Here is an 18,413-nt window from a genome sequence, read left to right as displayed (position 1 = left end):
AATCAGTAGTCCACTTGGTGGCCAAAAACTTCTAGCCAGCGGGAACCGCCCTGACAAGTGAAGTAGTAATTTTACTTCTATTATGTAGGCCATTTAGCCAGCCAGGAGCGATTTTCAAATACCATGAGCCAGCCTCCTAAATCGAACCGTCGATGACACCAAGTATTGTTGCTGATGTGCTAGAGTCGTTTCAAACTAAACCAGCCCAACCTATAGCAATGGAGTTTGAAAATGGGAACAGAACGAATGGCAGAGTTTACTGGTCCTTGCCCATGCGGTGAGGGCATACTGGAAATAGAACACTGCTCGCCCGATCACGGTTACAGCGTATCGGTTCCCGAGTGGTACGAGATGTATGTGCGGTGTACGGTGTGTAGCCCTACCTATGATCTCCAACAATTTGGTAAAGCATTCAATCTTGTAGCCAAGTCAGAAGTGGCACAAATTAATGCTAAGAATCGAGAATGTTCTGAATTCGCCACCAAACTCGGCGCGGCTGCAGAGGCGAAAGGAATTATGTCAGCGATGGTCGCATTGCTCGACAACCAAAAGTCAGCCGCAGCGGCCTATCGAATTGCTGCTGCAGCGGGTCTTTCGTACAGCTCATTACCATCCTTTCGCAAGCGTTGGACAGGCGGGGCAGCACTGGTAACCGCATTTGCTTCTGGTTATAACCTGGGGAAAATGCTAAAGGTCTTGAAGATTGATGATGCCGAGCTTCAGGCGGCGGTTGCACATTTGGAGATGCTGTGCAAAGCAGGGCACGCAAAGTGTACCCCGCTCCAGCCAGCTGTGCATACCCTAATTTAACAGTCATCCACTGTCACCGGGTTCATGTGTCGACAATGAAAAAAGGATGCAACGAAATCCGTCGCCGTCAGCGGCAAAAAATATGCTACCGCGATCTATTCGCTGCCTAGCGACCGCCAAGCTCAACGGCCTTGCTCCGCTGCGCTGGCTGAACTAAACGCTTGAAAAACTGCCCACCTGCCCAAACCGTCAGCTCGACTCCCTGCTGCCATTTGCACATGCTACCGTAGCCTGAGCATCTTTGCCAGGTGGAGTGGCTGGCTGCTTACCGATCAACTGGCGGCTCACTCAGTGCCCCTTGAGTGTCCCGTTTATGTAAGCTGAACTCGCAAGTACATGTTTTTATGCAAGTTAAATTTACACAACTGAAGATTAAGTGTCATCCGTTGCCCGCTTCGAAACCGGTTATCGCACCAGAATTCAGTTTTCTATTCGTACTCTTGCGGGAGACTGGTGACAACCATTAAAACGCGTTGCCGTCCATGCAATAACTCATAATCAACCGAAGCCGCTGCGTTGATCGAAAGCTATGTCACTCGATGCGTACGCATTGCTGCACCGCGCAATGACTATCAGCACGTTTAGGCGCAAGATGAGCACGTGCTTGCGCAAAGCAGGCTCCCGATGTCTGGCTTGCCTACCTGGGGAAATATCATGTCCGCACACACTTACAAGCTGATCGAACTGGTCGGCACATCGACCGAAAGCAGCGATCAGGCGATACGCGATGCCATTGCCAAGGCGGCGCTGACGGTCAAGCACATGGACTGGTATGAAGTGACGGAATCGCGCGGCCATATCGTCGATGGCAAGGTGGCGCACTTCCAGGTCACGCTGAAGGTCGGCTTCCGGCTCGAATAGCGTACTGCGGCGCAGTCACCGCCGCCCGACCGTTCCCCGGCTCTCCAGCCACTCCCGGCCGCCGGCCTCCAGCGCGGCCTCGATCACCTTTTCCGGCAAGCTATATACCGTTGCCCAGCTGGCGCGGCCGTCCTGCGTGTTGGCGGGAAAGCTGTGCGTCTCGATGGGCCAATGGTATTTGCGTTTCAGCGCTTTCACGATGGCGGCCAGCGAGACGCGGCCTTGCAGCGGTTCGGCGCCGGACTGGTCGCGGTTCGACAGCAGCACGGCCAGGACCTGGCCGCGGCCCGTGCGTGCGCCGGGGAAGGTGGGGGTTTTGTTTGCCATCGCCTATTCTACCGGGCAATGATGGGGCCAGAGGCGATGTGCCGCACCTTTGATATGGCGCAAGCGCCGCAGCGGCGTTGCGGCCACGATGGGCACTTCGCCAGGTGTGCCGGCGCCCCTCCGGCAGCCTGGGCTTGATACCAGGGGCACAGGAGAACATCATGCACAGCCTGAACATCCACGCCATGCAATGGCAGCCCGTCGCCGATATTTCCGCCGTCGATCCGCTGCTGCCCGACGACCTGGCCTGCTTTCGCGAACTGCGCGACGTGCTGCAGCGCTATGGCGCGCTCGACCGTTTCGGCATTTCCCTGATCCACCGCCATTTCGACATCGCCGACGACGAAGAGCTGATGGAGTATACGGATGTCGAACACCGCACGCTGACGGTGAAACCTGTCAAGAAAAGCGACATCGACTGGCAGCACACGACGATTACCAACTGGAAATTGACGGAAGGCGAGGAAGTGGCGCGCATCGGTTGCGGCTGCGCGCGCAATTCGGGCGGCCACCTGGGCTATCACCGCGGTACCTGAGGCTGGCCGGCGCGGCCCGCCAGGCGGCGTCGGCCTTTCTTACACTTTGCCCTCTCCAGCTCAGCCGCTTTGCGCAAGTGTTTGATTCAATATGCTTTTTTTGTGTGGCACGCAAGCTGCTTATCACTGTCTACGAGATGAATCCAGGCAAGCCATTCTGGATTCTTTGTCCCCCCCCCGGATTTTCCGAGACTGACTACGATAAGAGGCTGCGATGAACGTCGATCACACACGAAACAGGACCCTGGGCTGGCTGGGCGCACTGGCGGCGGCGAGCCTGCTGGCCAGCGGCCAGGCGCAGGCCGGCGCGTACGGCCTGGCCGTCAACGAATTGAACAATTTCCGCATCACCACCAGCGCCGGCGCGCTGTCGCTGGCGGGCGCCAACCGCAATGCCAGCGACAGCGCCTTCTTCGAAGGGGGCGTGGCCGTCAATCCGCGCGCCGTCAATACGGGCCCGGCCGCCAATGCCGACGTGCTGCAAGTGTGTTCGGGCGGCGGCTGCAGCGGCTTGCCGCAAAACCACTACGCACCGAGCCCCAGTGCCCCCCTGGAATTCGCGCGCGGCGATGCGCACGCCTTCGGCAACATGCTCAACGGCACCGGCTCCACCGTGAGCGCCGTGGCGGAAGCACAGCGCAACACGGTGGGCGCCGCCACGGCCACGGCTGGCGACACGCTCACCGGCTCCGTCAACCTGACCCTGTCGAGCGCCGGCTTCATCACCTTCAGCTTCATGGGACGGCGCGACCTGCGCACCAGCGTGACGACCATGGGCGACAAGTCGAACGTGTCGATCATGGATATTTTCAATATCTCATGCAATACCGCCAGCCCCGTCGGCTGCCTGTCGAATGCGAATGCCGATGGCGTGATCTTCCAGTTTGCACCCGATGGCAATGCCAGCAATGGCAGCGACGTCAACGGCAACCATACGGTCGGCAGCCTGGACCCGTTCAGCCTGAACATGACGGCCGGCACCAACGATCCCGCCACCGGACGCACGTTCACGAATGGCTTTGCGATGTTTTCCCTGACGTCGAATTTCGCCCTGCCCGCCGGCAGCTATACCTTGAATTTTTCCAAGTCCACGCGCACCGATATCGTCGTCATCGATCCCCTGGTCGTACCGGAACCGGGCACCCTGTTCCTGCTGGGCACGGGACTGGCCGGCCTCGCCTTTACGCGCCGCCGCCAGCCGAAATAAACACCGGCAAACTCAAAAACACGCGGCGCCCGCCAAGGCGCCGCGTGTTTTTTTATGCCGGCCGCGGTGTACTAACCAAGCCGTGCCAGCGCCCGGCGGGCCAGCTGCAGTTGCTGCAGATAATAGCGGTGCAGCATGGCCGGGTCGCTCAGGTCGCGCCCCAGTACCAGGCGCAGCTCGCTGGCAGGGCAGTCGGCGGCCTGGATCTGCACCTGGGTCTGCACCTGCGTTCCCAGCTGGCGGGCCAGCTGGCGCGCCGCCTGTTCCTGCGCGGGCCGGTATTCGACGCGCGTGCGCGCCACCTGGAAGCTGCCTGCATTGGCCAGGCGTACCACCTGCACGGGCGTGCCGGCCAGGCTGCGCGCCAGCGCGGCGGCCAGGCCAGGCACGCCGTTGCCGTTCACAATTTCCAGGCGCGGATGCGGCGCGGCAGATACAGGCACAGGCGCCGCAGGCAGCGACGCGCTAACGGGCTGGCTGCGCACCACCGCCGGCACGCGCCGCAGCTGGGCCATGCCATCGCTCTGCGTGATCTCCACGCGCGCCATGGCGAGCGCATCCGGCACCGGCGCGGACGCGGGCGCAGGCTGCGGCGCCGCCTCGCCACGCAAGACGGCCATGTCGCGCTGCATATCGTGTTGCAGCAAGCTGGCCGCCTGGTGCCGCATGACAGCCGCGCGCTCGTGCTGTCCCAGCCGTTCCAGCACTTGCGCCAGGTGCTGCCAGGCCAGCGCATGGAGCGGATCGAGCAGGCACGCCTGTTCCAGCACAGTCAACGCTTGCGCATCGCGGCCGCTTAAATAATAGGCATGGCCGAGATTGCTGAACAGATAGGCCTGCTGCGGCCGCGCCATGCCCGCCTCCTGCGTCAGCGCCTGCCACTGGGCGATGGCGGCAGCGTGCTCGCCGCGCTGCGCATGCAGCACGGCCAGGCCGTTGCGCGCGTTCACGTGGCGCGGCGCATGGCGCAGGGCTTGCTCATAGGCCGCTTGCGACGCAGGCAGGTCGCCCCGCTCGAAATGCTGGCGTCCCGCCACATAGGCGGCATCGGCGTCAGGCCACTGCGGCACCGGTGCATGGGCCAGCTGCGTGGTACAGGCGGCCAGGCCCAGGCAGGCGCAGGCGGCGGCCAGGCGGGAAAGCGTCAAGCGCATGGTGACTCCTTTCAGCGGCTGGCCATGGCCGGCACGAGCACGCGATAGACTTCGATCACGGCCGGCCCCATGAGCACCAGCATCAGGGTGGGAAAGACGCAAAAGATCAGCGGGAACAGCAGTTTCAGGGCAATCTTCGCTGCCGCCTCCTCGGCCAGCAGGCTGCGCTTGCCGCGCAGGTTTTCCGAATGCACGCGCAGCGAATCGCCCATGCTGGTGCCGAAGCGTTCCGACTGGATCAGCATGGCGACGAGGGTGTCGACGTCTTCCACGCCGCTGCGCAGGGCCAGGTTGCGCAGCGCCTTTTCCTTGGAAAAGCCGGCGCGCATTTCCATCAGCACCAGTTGCAATTCCTGCGCCAGCACCACGCTCTTGATATGGATTTCGCCCGATACCTTCACCAGCGCGCGCTCCAGGCTCAGGCCCGCTTCCACGCACACGGTCAGCAAGTCGAGCGCGTCGGGGATGTTTTCAAAGATGTCGCGCTGGCGCCGCTTGGCCGTGCTGGCTAGCACCAGGTTGGGCAGGTAATAGCCGACGGTGGCGCTGACGCACAGCAGCAGCAACAGCACGCTGCGCAGCTGTGCCGCCATGGCGCTGGCCGCATACAAGCCCAGCACGGTGGGAAACAGCAGGGCCAGCACGGTTTTCGCGGCAAAATACAGGGCCGGCGCGCTCGCCTGGCGCCAGCCCGCGTTCATGAAGCGCGTGCGCAGCGGCGAGCGCTCCCAGCCCTCTTCCGGCAGCGACAGCTTGCTGAACGGCTGCGCCACGCGCACCACGCGCTCCACCCAGCCGGTATCGGCCACCGCCTCGCTGGCGGCCGGCGCCATGGTGCCGAACAGGCGCTGGCGCAAAGTGCCGGGAAAGAAGATCAGCCACGCCAGCAGGGCCAGCGCCACCACCACGGCAAAGACGATCAACAAGAACAGCAGTTGTGCACCGCTCATGCCACCTCCAGTTTTATATCCTGATACGTATCACATTGCGCATCCAGACGACACCCAATGCCACCATGCCAGCCGCGTACCACAGCAGCTTGATGCCGCTGGGATCGGTCCACAGCAGGCGGATGTATTGCGGGTTGACCAGCGCCATGACGCCGATCATCACCACCGGCATCAGCCCCAGCACCCAGGCCGACATGCGCCCCTCGGCCGACAGCACGCGCACCTGCCCCAGCAGTTTTAGCCGGGCGCGGATGATGCGCGCGATGCTGACCAGCACCTCGGCCAGATTGCCGCCCGATTCGCGCTGCACCAGCACGGCGATGACGAGGTAGCGCAAGTCCGTCAGCGGAATGCGCGCAGCCAGGTTTTGCAGCGCCTCGTTCATCGGCACGCCGTAATTGATCTCTTCGTGCGCCATCTTGAATTCGCCGCTGATCGGCTCATTGAGTTCATCGCCCACCATCTGCAGCACATTCGAGAACGAGTGCCCGGCGCGCAGCGCGCGGGCCAGGAAATCGGCCGCTTCCGGCAGTTGCGCCTCGATCTTTTTCAGCCGCGCCGCGCGCGCGCGCAGCACGCACAGGCATGGTGCGCTCGCGGCGCCGGACAGCAGCAGCACGGCGCCGGGCAAGGGCATGGACCAGGCCAGCAACAGCAGCAAGGCCGCCAGCAGCAGGGCGCCGCTGCCGCCCAGGAACTGCGCCACCGACCAGGACAAGCCCGATTGCAGCAGCAGCCGGTCCAGCCGCGCCGCCTGCGGCAGGCGCCGCAGCAGGCGCTCCAGGCCAGGCGAACGCGCATAGCGGCGCTGCTTGAGGATGGACACCCGCTCGCCGCCGCCCTCGCCGCGCGCCGCCATCAGCCGCAGGCGCCGGTTGATGCGCCGCGCCGCACTGCCATGCGTGCCCGCCCACCACAGCCAGGCGCCTTCCACCATCAGGATGCAGGCGGCGAACAGCAGCACGGCAAAGCCGTAGAAGACCAGGTCCATGATGCGTCCTTCTATTCGTAGATGCGGTCAGGGTCGAACACGCTGTCCGGCACCGGCGCGCCGAACATGCGCAGGCGCTCCGTGAAGCGGGGCCGCACGCCCGTGGCGCAGAAGTGGCCCTGCACCTTGCCGTCGGCATCGACGCCCGTCTGCTCGAAGCGGAAGATTTCATGCATGGCGATGATGTCGCCTTCCATGCCCGTCACCTCCTGCAGGCTGACCAGCTTGCGCCCGCCGTCGGTCAGGCGCGACACTTGCATCACCACCGTCACGGCCGAACAGATCTGCTGGCGCGTGGCGCGTGGCGTCAGGTTCACGTTGGCCATGCCGACCATGTTTTCCAGCCGCGCCAGCGCGTCGCGCGCCGTGTTCGAGTGGATGGTCGCCAGCGATCCCTCATGGCCCGTGTTCATCGCCTGCAGCATGTCGAGCGCCTCGGCGCCGCGCACCTCGCCCAGGATGATGCGGTCGGGCCGCATGCGCAGCGCATTGCGCACCAGCGCGCGCTGCGACACTTCCCCCTTGCCCTCGATGTTCGGCGGGCGCGTTTCCAGGCGCACCACGTGCGGCTGGCGCAGCGCCAGTTCGGCCGCATCCTCGATGGTGACGATGCGCTCGCTGCCGGGAATGAAGCCGGACAGCACGTTGAGCAGGGTCGTCTTGCCGCTGCCCGTGCCGCCCGAGATCAGGATGTTGACCTTGGCCTGCCCCAGCGCCTGCAGCACCTGCACCATGGGCGGCGTCAGGCTCTTGTAGTCGAGCAGGTTGGCGATCGTCAAAGGCTGCACGGCAAAGCGCCGGATGGATAAAATCGGGCCATCGACGGCCAGCGGCGGAATGATGGCATTCACGCGCGAGCCGTCCGGCAGGCGCGCATCGACCATCGGGCTCGATTCATCGACGCGCCGGCCCACGCGCGAGACGATCTTTTCGATGATCTTCATCAAATGCGCATTGTCGTGGAAGGTCACGTCCGTCAACTGCAGCCGCCCGCCCCGCTCCACATACACCTTGTCGCAGGTATTGACGAGGATGTCGGACACGCTGGCATCGGCCAGCAGGGGTTCGAGCGGGCCAAAGCCCAGCATCTCGTGCTGGATGTCGAGCACCAGGCTGTGCCGCTCATACTGGTTCAGCACGATGCGCTCTTCCTCGATCACGCGCTGCACCAGCAGCGCCAGCTCGTGCTTGAACTGCTCCGCCGTCAGGCGTTTCAGCCGTTCCAGGTCGATACGGTCGAGTATCGTCTGGTGCATGGTTTTTTTCAGTTCCTGGTAAGCGTGCAGCGCCAGCGCGCCTTGTCCGTTGCTGGCGGGGCGCACCGTTTCATTTGCCGCCAGGCGTTCGCGTAAAGTCATCTCGGCTCCCATGATGGCCCCCGGCGGGAGCCTTGACATCGATTGCTGTCCTAAGCCTCGCTGCGGCTGAACAGGCGGTCGAACAGGCCGCGGCTTTCCGTCACGCGGCGCGCCGTCACCAGTTCCACCAGTTCGGCCAGGCTGCGCGCCACGGCGCTGGTGCGCGACAGCTGCAGCAGCGGGATGCCCTGGTTGACGGAATCGGTGGCGGCGATGTAATCGTTGGGCACCGTGTGCACCACTTCCGCGCCCAGCGCCTGCTCCAGGTCCGCCAGGCGCAGGCGCCCGCCCTTTTCATAGCGGTTGACGATCAGGCGCAGGCGCTCGCCCGGATAGCCGAGCGAGCGGAAAATGTCGAGCAGGCGCCTGCCGTCGCGGATGTCGGGCAGGGCCAGCTGCAGCACCGGATAGATGGCGTCGGCGTTGTCGAGCGCGCGCAGCGACAGCGCATCGATCTGGCGTCCCACGTCGAGCACGATGTAGTCGTAGTGCTGGCGCGCCACGGCCAGGATGCGGTCCATGTGCTCGGGCTGCATGTCGACCTTGTGCGCGGGGTCGTCGGCCGCCGCCAGCACGCCGAAGTTCGGTGTCACGTGCACCAGGCACGAGGCGAGGAAGGCGCCGTCCATGCGCGCGATCTGCGCGCAGATATCGGACAGGGTCATGGCCGGCTTCTGGTCCGAGACATACAAGGTGGCGTCGCCGAACTGGCCGTGCAGGTCGATCAGCAGCACCTTGCAGCCGGCCAGGCTGGCCAGCGCGTAGGAAAAATTCGTCGACAGGAAAGTGGCGCCGCTGCCGCCCTTGCACGAGATGAAGGCGAGCACTTTACCGTCGCGCATCTGCGTCACGCCGGCCTGGATATCGACGCGGTCCATCGCTTCATGGAAGGCCTTGTGCACCAGCGGCAGCTGCAGCACTTCGCGCATGCCGGCGCGCATGGCGCGGATCAGCACGTCCTGCTGCTGTCCCCGCGTGAGCAGCATCAGCACGGCCAGCGGATACTGGCGCGCCAGACGTTCGAGCAGGTCGGCCTCGTCGGCGTCGATGCCGCTGGCGTCGACGATCACCAGCTCGGGCGCTTCCGGCAGCATGCGCTCGACGGCGTCGCGCAAGCCGCTGCGCCGTTCCAGCAGGCGCAGCACGGGCATGCGGGCCGCCCCCTGCGCGGCAATTTCATCGTGCAAGCTGGCGTCGCGGCTAATCATCAAGGCTTTCATCGCACTTCCTCGCTTCTTTCAGGTCTACACAGTCGGCTGCGCCGCCAGGTGGCGCTCAGGGACAAAAACCGGGATTGTCCGGATAGCCCAGCGACTCGGCCACCGCCATGGTGGCGCCGCTGGGCAGGCGCACGGCGCCTGCGCCGGAGGGAAACATCACGCCCAGCAACGGCAGGATGGGCCGGTACGGCACGCTCTCGCAGCGCCCGCCGTCGCCGGGCACGCACAGGCGCGCGCGCACGAAACGGATGCAGCTGGCGCCGTTCGGATCGTTCAGGCAATTGATGCGGTTACGCTGCGGGCAAGCGGGCATCACCGTCACCGGCACGGCCGCCAGCGCGGCGCCGCCGGCCTGCGACAGATAATCGATGCGCACGTACGCATCGCTGATGCCGCCGCCGAGCGGCAGCACGCCCGGCGCGGCGCGCAGCACGGCGTGCGTGCGCACGGCCTGCAGCGCACCCGCATTGCTGAAATCGGTGACGGCGGCGCCACGCGCGGCGCGCCGGGTGATCTCATGCACCATGTTCCACAAATACACGGCGCGCGCCACTTCCAGCAGGGCAAACAGGAACAGAAAGAACAACAGCGCCAGCATGGCGAACTCGACAGCGAAGACGCCGCCCTGGCGCTGCCGCTGGGGACGCAGGTTAATTAACATAGCGCAATGTCGCGTTGGCACGCAGCGGAATCGGCGCCAGCTGCGGCAGCCACTTGCGCGTCAGCTCGGGCAGGATATCGACGGGCATGTCCACGGACAACTTGATGCGCACCTGCAGCGGCGCCGTCGCATAGTTGCCGCAGCCATAGGCATCGTCGGCATACACGCATTCCACGACGACCTTGCTACTGCTCATGCCTGGCCAGGATTCCAGCATCGCCTGGCGCACCATCTGCCGGGCAAACACGGCGCCCTGCTCCGCCGCATCGGCATTGGCCATCTGCGGCAGCGGCATGGTGGCCAGGTAGCGCGCCGCATCGTGCGCGCTTTTTTGCAGGGCCGTGTACGCCAGCAGCGCGCGGCCGAACAGCAGCACGAAGGGCAACAGGCCCATAAAGAACAGCATGATCAGCGCCAGCTCGATGGCGGCGACGCCCTCCTGGCGGCGCGGCGCGCGGCAGGCCCGCTTCATTGCAGCAACTCCGCAGGGCCCACCAGCGCGCCCTCGGCCACCAGGCCGTCAAATTCGGCGTTCAGCATGCCATTCGTGGCCGGCGCCGTCATGAAGAAGCGGCCGATGCCCCGCACCTGCGCCAGCACGTCGCTGCCGGCCGGCAGCGGACAGGCCAGCAGGGGAATATGCAGCAGGCGCCGCTGCGCCACGCCCGTGTTGCCGGCCGGCGCCGTCTGGTAAGCCAGCGTCTGGTAGGGCGGCGTGGACGGATAGCCGGACTTGGCGGCCGGCGCGGCCGGGCTAGCCGGATACAGCTTGGGCCAGTCGCTGATGGCAAACGGCACGTAGCCGCCCGCCGGCTTGACACTGCTGTACCTGACCGCCTTGGCAAACGACCACAGCGGCCCATAACTGCCAACCGCGGGCGGCGTCGCGTTCGACTCCGGATCGGCCACGGACAGCAGCGGATTGCCGGTGCTCAGGGCGCTGGGCGCGTCGGGCGTGTTCATCATCCACCAGTTCGTAGCCGCGTTCGGATAGGCGCGGATATTCGTGTCGGGCGGCGCCGTGACGGCATGGCAGCCGCTGCCCGCATGCTGGTTGAAACGCGCGTTGAAGGCCGGCCACAACGTGGCGGGAAACGGCCGGTGCACATGCACTTGCGCGCTGCCGATGCGCGGGTACAGCACCGTGCCGCTGCACACAAACGGCAACACGCTGGACTCGCCGACCTGCTGCGACGGTCCCACCACGCCCGGCTGGCCCAGTGGATTGAGCACGAAATGTTCGGCCAACGGGCCGTGCGGATTGAGTTTCAACAGGTTATACGCCACGCCGCGGCGAAAGCCATATTCCAGCAGTTCGACGGCCGGCAGCAGCGCCGCATTCGTGCGCGGACTGGCCGCGCTGGCCGACAGCGCGCAGACGGCCAGCGGCGTCAGGTGCAAGCTGGTCCGCCCGGCCACGGCGCGCGCGCCCGTGTCCAGGGTGCGCAGCGCCGGCGACCAGGCGCCCAGGAACGCCGTCGCCACGCGTCCCAGCGACGGCTCGCTGAGCTGCGTATCGACGCGCACGAACAGCGCCGTGGCGGGATCGGGCACGCTGCCCGCCGCATGCCAATCGCTGGCGGGCGCATCGGGCGCGCTGCCGAAGCGGATGCTGGCATCCGACAGGATGGCGCCCTCCATGCGGCGCCGGTACGCGCTGCGGTCGGCCGCACTGTGCTTGGCTTTGTCCACGGCAGCGAGCAAGCCCTCGGGCGTGCCCACCAGTTCCGCGGCCGCCGCCAGCGCCGCGTTGTCGGCCAGGTTCTGCAATTCCGTCTTGCGGCCGATGACCTGCCCCACGTCGAGCGCCAGGCCGATAAAGCTTAGCACCAGGATGAGCAGGATGGAAAAGGCGATCAGCATCGCCCCGCGCTGGCGCCGGCGTCTATTTGCCATTGCCGCCTCCCAGCATGAATTGCACGGGCTGCGGCGCCTGGCCGTTCGGTTCGACGAACGAGGCGCGGTAGCGCTGCATGACGGCGTGCGCACTGGGACCGTCGAGCCCGTCGGCCGGCGTGCGATTGCCCGCGCTGGCCGGGTCGCGCACCTGCTGCGCCATGGCCAGGCGCACGGCGTCGCCGAAGCGCGGGTCCAGCTGCGGCGTGCTGCTGTGCGCGCAGGCGGCCAGCTGCATGGCCAGCAGCAGCGCGGCCAAACGCCGCAGCGGTATCAGGAGCGAGTTCGGCATGGCGTGTCTCCCCGTCTCATTTCAACTCGAAGCCGTTGGCCGCGCGCGGCGGCGGCACGGATGGCGGCGCCGGCGGCATGGCGCCTTCCATCTTGCCGCGCAACATCAAGTCCGTGCGCGAAGGCGGCGCCAGCTGCGCCGTCGGCAGCACGGCGTCGGCCGGCAAGGGTTTCACCAGGTTCGCGGTAATGACGAACAACAATTCCGTGCGGTCGTGCTGGAAATCCGTGCTGCGAAACAGCGCGCCGAGAATCGGCAGCTCGCTGAGCCACGGCACGCCCGTGATGTTGCTCACCTGGTTGTTCTTGATCAAGCCGCCGATGGCGTAGCTCTGGCCGTCGTACAGCTGCACCGTGGTCGAGGCGCGCCGCGTGGTGATGACGGGCAGAATCGAGCGTCCGCTGACGCCGGCGGCGGAAATGCCCACACCCTCGCGCGACAGTTCCGACACTTCCGGCGCTACCTTCAGGTTGATGCGCCCGCCCGACAGCACGGTCGGCGTGAAACGCAGGCCGACGCCATACTCGCGCTCTTCCAGGGTGATCTTGTTGTTGTCCTGGCCGACGGGAATGAAGATCTTGCCGCCGGCCAAAAAACTGCCCTCCTGCCCGCTGATCGCCATCACCGTCGGCTCGGCCAGGATGCGCACCAGGCCATCCTGCTTCTGCGCCTCGATGGTCAGCTGCTGGCCATTCGACTTGCGCACGTCGAGCAAGCCATTCGCCGTGCCGCTGAGGAAATTCGACAGCAGGGTGGTGGCCCAGCTGCCGGAGGCGAAGCGCAAGGTGGCGCCCACTTCCAGCCGCTCCAGCAGCGACTTCGACACCTCGGCAATCTGTACGGCCAGCATCACCTGCTGCGGCGCGCTGACGTCGAGCATGTTGATGACGCGGCTGTTGGCGCTGCCCGCGCCGCCGGGGGCAGCGGCCGCGACCGGCAAGGCGGCGCCGTCGGCGGGCTTGGGCAGCGCCAGCGGATGCGTAGCGCGGCGCACATACGCGTGCGCCAGTTCGACGGCGCGCAGCACGGCGCCCGCATCCTGCACCGTGCCCGACAGCACCAGGGTGTCGGCCACGGCCGTCACGCGGATGCCTTTTTCTTCCGGCATCAGGGCCGCCAGGGTCGTTTGCAGGCCGGCCGGGTCCATGCTGACGCTGACGTTGACCACGCTGCACGCGCCGCTTCTGCCCTGGATGATCATGTTCGTGCTGCCCACGTCGACGCCCACCACATACAAGGTGTCGGGCGCCACCAGCATGGCTTGCAGCATGGCCGGATTGCCGACGCTGCGGGCCAGCACGGCCTCGGGCAGGCGCAGCATGCTCGACTTGCCCACTTGCAGCTGCAAGTTGCCGGGCGTAGCCGCTTCGCCGCCGCAGCGGGGGCCAGGATCGGCCGCCGCGCCGGCAAGCGGCAACAGCAGGCAGCACAGTGTCAGCAGGGCGCGGTTCATGAGGGTGTCCATGGTTGGCTAAAAACATTCGCGCGACTGGCGCGTCCCGTCGATGACGCCGCTGCACTGGCGCGGCGCTTCCACTGCCGCCTTCACCACGCGCACCGGACGCGGCGCCGCGGGCACGGCGGCGGGCACGGCGGCGGGCGCGGCGGGGGCCGGCGCGGGCTCGGCTTCGTGCGGTCCGCCCAGCAAGGTCAGCTTGGTGGCGCCCGCCGTCACGCCCGGCTGCGGGTCGACCTGGTTGCGCAGCACCAGCGACAGGCTGCCCACGCTGCGTGCCAGGTCCAGGTTTTCCGCCTGTTCCGGCGTCACTTCCAGGGTGACGGCATTGACCACGCGCGGCTTGGTCTCGTCGCGTCCCACTTCCTGCGCCACGGCCAGCACAAGGATGCGTTCAAGGACGATCTTGGAAATGTTGCGGCTTTGCGGAAACGCGCGGTCGCCCGCATCCTGCTGGGTGCTCACGATGATGTCGACATAATTGCCCGGCAAGGCGAAGCCGGCCACGCCGATCACGTCGTTGACGCGCACGGTGATGGCGCGCCGCCCTTCCGTGATCAGGGCCGACAGGCCGCCCAACGTCCCCACGGGCGCCAGCTTGGCTTCGCTCAATGGCTCGCCGCGCAGCACGCTGGTTTTCAGCACCCGTCCCGCCAGTTTGGCCGGGTCTTGCAGCGCCCCTTGCGGCAAGCTTTCCGCCGGCCATTCGGCCAGGCGCAGCATCTCGGGCGTCAGGCGCTGGCCCAGGTTGACATCGCTGGAGGCGACGACGATCTTGCCCTTGCCGGCCGGCGTCTGGCGCAGCAGCCAGTGCGAGGCCAGCAGCACGGCCAGCAGACCCAGCACCACGGCCAGGCCCATCATCAGGAGGGCGCGCCGGTTTTTCATGCGATACGCTCGCACAGGCTGGCGGCCGGCATGTCGCAGCTGGCAAACAGGCTGCTCCAGGCCTGCTCCAGGGCGTCCACCGTCAGGCGTGCTTCGCAGCCGGCAAAGCCCGCGAAGTCGCCTATGCGCGCCAGCAATTCCTGCGGATAGCTGGCCAGCAGGGGCCGTCCCTGCGCGCCATGCAGCTGCAGCAGATGGTTCAGGGCCGGCTCGTCGATGGCCATGCCGGCCAGGCGGCATTGCTGGCGGAACAGGGCGCGATAGGCGCTCTCGAGCAGCGGCCCCACCTGCACCTTGTAGCCAATGCGGCGCAGCAAGGCGGCGTCAAACAGCTCGCCCGGCGGCACATTCGTGGCCAGCACGAGGGCATTGTCAAAGGGCACGCTGATCTGCACGCCGCCGGGCAGGCCCAGCTGGTCGCTGCCCCGCGCCAGCGGCTGCATCAGCCGCGTCAGCAATTCTTGCGCGCCCAGGCGCTGGCGGCCCAGGTCGTCGATGATCAGCATGCCGTTGTTGGCCCGCACATGGGGCGGCGCCTGGTAGCAGCCGCCGCTGGCGTCAAGCCGCAGTTCCAGCATGCCGGCGTCGAGTTCGGCGCCCACATGGATCACGGGACGCTGGCACAGCACCCAGCGGATGTCCGTGCTGCGCCGCTCCAGCGCCTGGCGCGCATGGCTGACGTGCTGCGGCGCGGGCGGCAGGTGCTGCGCCGGATCGTACAACTGGATGATGTCCTGGCCGACGACGATGGCGTAGGGCACGGCGACCAGTCCGTGCAGCAATTGCCCCAGTTGCAGCGCCAGGGTCGACTTGCCGCTGCCTGGCGGACCGTACAGCAGCAGCGAGCGCCCCGAATGCAGCGCCGCGCCGACCACGTCGAGCATGCCCGGCCCCGCATGGGCGCCGCCCAGCACGGCGGCCAGGTCGTCGCTGCCGACGCGCTGTTCCTGCGCCAGCCACGACTGGCGCGCCACCATGGCACGGTACGCTTCCAGGGTGACGGGGGCGGCGCCGATATACGCGCAGCGCTCAAGAAAGGCGCTGGCGCGCTGCTTGCCGGCACTCGTCAGCTGGTACTGCACGTCGATGTCGGATTCGCCGCGCCAGGCCACTTCGGCCATCTGCTCCGTCACCATGAAATCGAGCACTTCGCGCAAGACATTGATCGACAGGCGCAAGCGCGTCGTCAGCGCCGACAGGTGCGTCTTGCCGCCCACAAACATCAGCTTGGCGATCAGTTCGACGACCAGCGGCCGCTCCAGTCCCGTTTCACGCAAGCTCTTCGGCTGCGGCGGCAAGGGCGGCATCAGGTTCGCGTCGGCGGGGCGCGGCGCACTGTCGGTACTCATGGAATAATCGACCTCGGTCATGCTGCGTCTCCATGCCAGTTAAGACTGCATTGAACAGAATTCATTCTAGCGAGCGGGGACTGGCGCCCATTGATCAAGAGCAATGAATACCAATCAGAAATAACGCCGCCCTTGCACCACCAGGCAGCCCAGGGCGATGGCCAGTCCGTACGGCATGTTGCCCACGCTGGTGCCGCTGCCCAGGGCGGTCGGCGCCAGGGGAATGCCGGCCATGCGCGCGATCATCGGCCACAGCAGCTGGCGCAGATTGCCGAGGCAGGCGCGCCATTTGCCCTGGTAGGTGATCATCAGCACGGCCATCACGCCGCCCAGGACAAACGTGGCGAAACAGATCTGCAGCACGGGCCAGGGACCGGCAAAGGCGCCCGCCATGGCGATCAGCTTGACGTCGCCGGCGGCCATGCCGCGCAGCACATATAAAGGCAGAAACAGGAAAAAGCCCGTCGCCATGCCGCCCAGCCACAGCGGCAGCACGCTTTGCGGCCACAGCCACAAGTGCAAGGCCAGCGCGGCGAGGATGCCGGACAACACCACACCATTCGGTATCTTGCGGCGGATCAAATCACTGACGGCAGCGGCCGTCACAAAGCACAGCAACAGCAGGTCGCACAAGGCAGTTGCAGGCATGGCACACCTCCCGAAAAAAAACCCGCTGCTGGCCGGCCAGCAGCGGGCACCCGCTTAGGGCGTCAACACCAGGTTCGACGAAATGTCGGTGAGGACGGCCAGCAAGTTGGTCTTGATCAGCAAGAATCCGGCCGTGATGGCGGTGGCCATCAAGGCCGCAATCAGGCCGTATTCGATTGCCGTAATGCCATCCTCATCCTTGACAAACTGCTGTACTGCCGACAGGAAGGTATGCATGACAAGCTCCCAAAAGTGAATCACAAGTCCCTGGCGCAATCGGGTGTGAAACATTGCCCATTCCTGCTAATATGTTTCCTGCCGTAAATTTCTGCGCCATTGCATTGACTATAAAGCGTCCACGTTTTGGCAAATTGACGCGCCACAAGTTTCCATATGGAAATTATCAAACCTTGTTGAAATGATGGCTGGCGCAAGCAACTGTTGCGATCCGGATTGAAAGCCTTCGTCAGGGCAAGTTTTTTGCAATGTGGTGCATGAATATCATGTATTTACATGAAATATTGCATACGTTAATTGCCTATTAGGCAAAAAGACATTATCCTGCTTAGCTCTTCTTTGGAAAGGCCTCTCGCCCGGCGGTAAAGAGCGTCATGCCACCAAATAAATCTTGGCTTCTTGTAGACGGACGCGAACATGCTCTTGCTTGATGCAATGCTGGTATGACGACACTTGTGTGACTACTTTCCAGAGAACGACAATGGATTCCCTACTGAAACACATGGTGGACATGACCGGGCACCGCGACCACACGATGCTCGACATTTCCGTGATCTCGGCGGTCCAGGAACTCGCTGCCGCATCGCAGACCCGTGTGCTGGCCCTGACCACCGTGCGTGGCCAGGTGTTCGTGCGGTCGCGGGCCATCATCGTGGCGGGCAGCGTGGCCCGCATGGAAGAGCATGCCGACCCTACCCTGCCCGGCGAACCGCTGTCCGACTACCCGGCCCTGGCCGCCTGCATCAAGCGCCATGAAGCAAGCGCCGACACCCTGTGCGCCGATGGCCGCCACCTGCTGTGGCTGCCCATCTGGATCGGCGACCAGGTCACCACCTGCCTGGAAATCACCAACCCCACGCCCTACACGGGCGCCACCATCCAGGTGATCGGCGGCATCGTCAGCGTGTACCGTAATTTTCAGAACCTGCTCGACTACAGCGAACGCGATTCGCTCACCGGCTTGTTGAATCGCAAGACCTTCGACGACCAGCTGGCGAAAATCCTGCAAAGCCGCGGCGAACCGGAAGCGGACAAGCCGCGTCCCGTCGATGAAGAACGGCGCCACCATACGGACACGGAACGGCAATGGCTGGCCGTGATCGACGTCGATCATTTCAAACTGGTCAACGATAAATTCGGCCACCTGTATGGCGATGAAGTGCTGATCCTGATCGCCAACCAGCTGCAATCGTCGTTCCGCTCGCAAGACCGCATCTTCCGCTTCGGCGGCGAGGAATTCGTCGTGCTGCTGCGCTCGATCACCCTGGAAAATGCGCAGAAAATCATCGACCGCTTCCGCACCAATGTCGAAGCGCACGACTTCCCGCAAGTGGGCAAAGTCACCGTCAGCGTGGGCTTCGTCAGCATCAACGCCTACGAGGCGCCCGTCATCATCCTCGGCCGCGCCGACCAGGCCTTGTATTACGCGAAAAGCCATGGCCGCAACCTGGCCTGCCACTATGACGAGCTGGTCGCCAAGGGCTTGCTTACCACCATTGCCTCGAACGATACGGCGGAATTTTTCTGATCACCTGAAGATGTGCACCTGCGCGTCCATGGCGGCGTTGCGGC

20 protein-coding genes are annotated in these 18,413 nt (G+C 65.1%); 5 read left to right on the top strand and 15 right to left on the bottom strand.

The window, feature by feature from the left end:
- Nucleotides 1-231 precede the first annotated feature (231 nt).
- Both AC1RJW_RS07625 and AC1RJW_RS07620 read left to right on the top strand, forming a co-directional pair.
- On the top strand, nt 232-810 hold the full coding sequence (locus tag AC1RJW_RS07625) for a hypothetical protein (protein WP_493044458.1): 579 nt from the start codon (nt 232-234) through the stop codon (nt 808-810).
- Nucleotides 811-1,464: 654 nt separating this feature from the next.
- Nucleotides 1,465-1,671, top strand: a complete 207-nt coding sequence (locus AC1RJW_RS07620) for a dodecin (protein WP_034753599.1) — start codon at nt 1,465-1,467, stop codon at nt 1,669-1,671.
- Nucleotides 1,672-1,686: 15 nt separating this feature from the next.
- Here the strand turns inward: AC1RJW_RS07620 and AC1RJW_RS07615 are convergent, their stop codons facing one another.
- Nucleotides 1,687-1,998, bottom strand: coding sequence for a hypothetical protein (locus AC1RJW_RS07615; RefSeq protein WP_493044457.1), 312 nt, complete (start codon nt 1,996-1,998; stop codon nt 1,687-1,689).
- 161 nt (nt 1,999-2,159) lie between these two features.
- Between AC1RJW_RS07615 and AC1RJW_RS07610 the strand changes: the two genes are divergently transcribed.
- Both AC1RJW_RS07610 and AC1RJW_RS07605 read left to right on the top strand, forming a co-directional pair.
- Nucleotides 2,160-2,534 (top strand): hypothetical protein, encoded by a 375-nt coding sequence (locus AC1RJW_RS07610; protein ID WP_493044456.1) that lies wholly within the window; start codon nt 2,160-2,162, stop codon nt 2,532-2,534.
- Between the two features lie 214 nt (nt 2,535-2,748).
- Nucleotides 2,749-3,741, top strand: coding sequence for an EDSAP-1 family PEP-CTERM protein (locus AC1RJW_RS07605; RefSeq protein ID WP_493044455.1), 993 nt, complete (start codon nt 2,749-2,751; stop codon nt 3,739-3,741).
- Between the two features lie 71 nt (nt 3,742-3,812).
- On the opposite strand, the gene AC1RJW_RS07600 is transcribed toward AC1RJW_RS07605, so the two are convergent.
- The 14 genes from AC1RJW_RS07600 to AC1RJW_RS07535 all read right to left on the bottom strand — a co-directional run bounded on the left by AC1RJW_RS07600 (nt 3,813) and on the right by AC1RJW_RS07535 (nt 16,841).
- The gene (locus tag AC1RJW_RS07600) at nt 3,813-4,895 is read right to left on the bottom strand and encodes a LytR C-terminal domain-containing protein (protein WP_493044454.1); all 1,083 of its coding nucleotides are present in this window, start codon (nt 4,893-4,895) and stop codon (nt 3,813-3,815) included.
- Nucleotides 4,896-4,906: 11 nt separating this feature from the next.
- Nucleotides 4,907-5,845, bottom strand: coding sequence for a type II secretion system F family protein (locus tag AC1RJW_RS07595; RefSeq protein ID WP_493044453.1), 939 nt, complete (start codon nt 5,843-5,845; stop codon nt 4,907-4,909).
- A gap of 13 nt (nt 5,846-5,858) precedes the next feature.
- Nucleotides 5,859-6,836, bottom strand: coding sequence for a type II secretion system F family protein (locus AC1RJW_RS07590; RefSeq protein ID WP_493044452.1), 978 nt, complete (start codon nt 6,834-6,836; stop codon nt 5,859-5,861).
- An 11-nt stretch (nt 6,837-6,847) separates the two neighbouring features.
- Nucleotides 6,848-8,194, bottom strand: a complete 1,347-nt coding sequence (locus AC1RJW_RS07585) for a TadA family conjugal transfer-associated ATPase (RefSeq protein ID WP_493044451.1) — start codon at nt 8,192-8,194, stop codon at nt 6,848-6,850.
- Between the two features lie 50 nt (nt 8,195-8,244).
- Entirely contained in the window at nt 8,245-9,414 is a 1,170-nt protein-coding gene (locus AC1RJW_RS07580; RefSeq protein WP_436497931.1) for a CpaE/TadZ family protein, read from the bottom strand.
- A gap of 55 nt (nt 9,415-9,469) precedes the next feature.
- Nucleotides 9,470-10,075, bottom strand: a complete 606-nt coding sequence (locus tag AC1RJW_RS07575) for a TadE/TadG family type IV pilus assembly protein (protein WP_493044450.1) — start codon at nt 10,073-10,075, stop codon at nt 9,470-9,472.
- Nucleotides 10,065-10,547 carry a TadE/TadG family type IV pilus assembly protein gene (locus AC1RJW_RS07570; protein WP_493044449.1) on the bottom strand — a complete coding sequence of 161 codons (483 nt, stop codon included), beginning with the start codon at nt 10,545-10,547 and terminating at the stop codon, nt 10,065-10,067. Before AC1RJW_RS07570 ends, AC1RJW_RS07575 begins: the two co-directional genes overlap by 11 nt.
- On the bottom strand, nt 10,544-11,971 hold the full coding sequence (locus AC1RJW_RS07565) for a pilus assembly protein TadG-related protein (protein ID WP_493044448.1): 1,428 nt from the start codon (nt 11,969-11,971) through the stop codon (nt 10,544-10,546). The genes AC1RJW_RS07570 and AC1RJW_RS07565 overlap by 4 nt, the downstream gene beginning before the upstream one ends.
- Nucleotides 11,961-12,263 (bottom strand): hypothetical protein, encoded by a 303-nt coding sequence (locus tag AC1RJW_RS07560; protein WP_493044447.1) that lies wholly within the window; start codon nt 12,261-12,263, stop codon nt 11,961-11,963. Before AC1RJW_RS07560 ends, AC1RJW_RS07565 begins: the two co-directional genes overlap by 11 nt.
- 16 nt (nt 12,264-12,279) lie before the next feature.
- On the bottom strand, nt 12,280-13,716 hold the full coding sequence (locus tag AC1RJW_RS07555; protein WP_493044446.1) for a type II and III secretion system protein family protein: 1,437 nt from the start codon (nt 13,714-13,716) through the stop codon (nt 12,280-12,282).
- Nucleotides 13,717-13,734: 18 nt separating this feature from the next.
- Nucleotides 13,735-14,607: a Flp pilus assembly protein CpaB gene (gene cpaB / locus AC1RJW_RS07550; protein ID WP_493044445.1), complete on the bottom strand. Its 873-nt coding sequence runs from the start codon at nt 14,605-14,607 to the stop codon at nt 13,735-13,737.
- The gene (locus AC1RJW_RS07545; RefSeq protein ID WP_493044444.1) at nt 14,604-15,977 is read right to left on the bottom strand and encodes an ATP-binding protein; all 1,374 of its coding nucleotides are present in this window, start codon (nt 15,975-15,977) and stop codon (nt 14,604-14,606) included. The genes cpaB and AC1RJW_RS07545 overlap by 4 nt, the downstream gene beginning before the upstream one ends.
- A 93-nt stretch (nt 15,978-16,070) precedes the next feature.
- On the bottom strand, nt 16,071-16,604 hold the full coding sequence (locus AC1RJW_RS07540; RefSeq protein WP_493044443.1) for an A24 family peptidase: 534 nt from the start codon (nt 16,602-16,604) through the stop codon (nt 16,071-16,073).
- A 54-nt stretch (nt 16,605-16,658) separates the two neighbouring features.
- Nucleotides 16,659-16,841 carry a Flp family type IVb pilin gene (locus AC1RJW_RS07535; protein WP_034752975.1) on the bottom strand — a complete coding sequence of 61 codons (183 nt, stop codon included), beginning with the start codon at nt 16,839-16,841 and terminating at the stop codon, nt 16,659-16,661.
- A gap of 481 nt (nt 16,842-17,322) precedes the next feature.
- Between AC1RJW_RS07535 and AC1RJW_RS07530 the strand changes: the two genes are divergently transcribed.
- Nucleotides 17,323-18,369 (top strand): GGDEF domain-containing protein, encoded by a 1,047-nt coding sequence (locus tag AC1RJW_RS07530; RefSeq protein ID WP_493044442.1) that lies wholly within the window; start codon nt 17,323-17,325, stop codon nt 18,367-18,369.
- Nucleotides 18,370-18,413 lie beyond the last annotated feature (44 nt).

The sequence above is a fragment of the Janthinobacterium sp. GW822-FHT07A03 genome, assembly GCF_058798815.1.
This window is presented reverse-complemented; position numbering and strand designations above follow the sequence as displayed.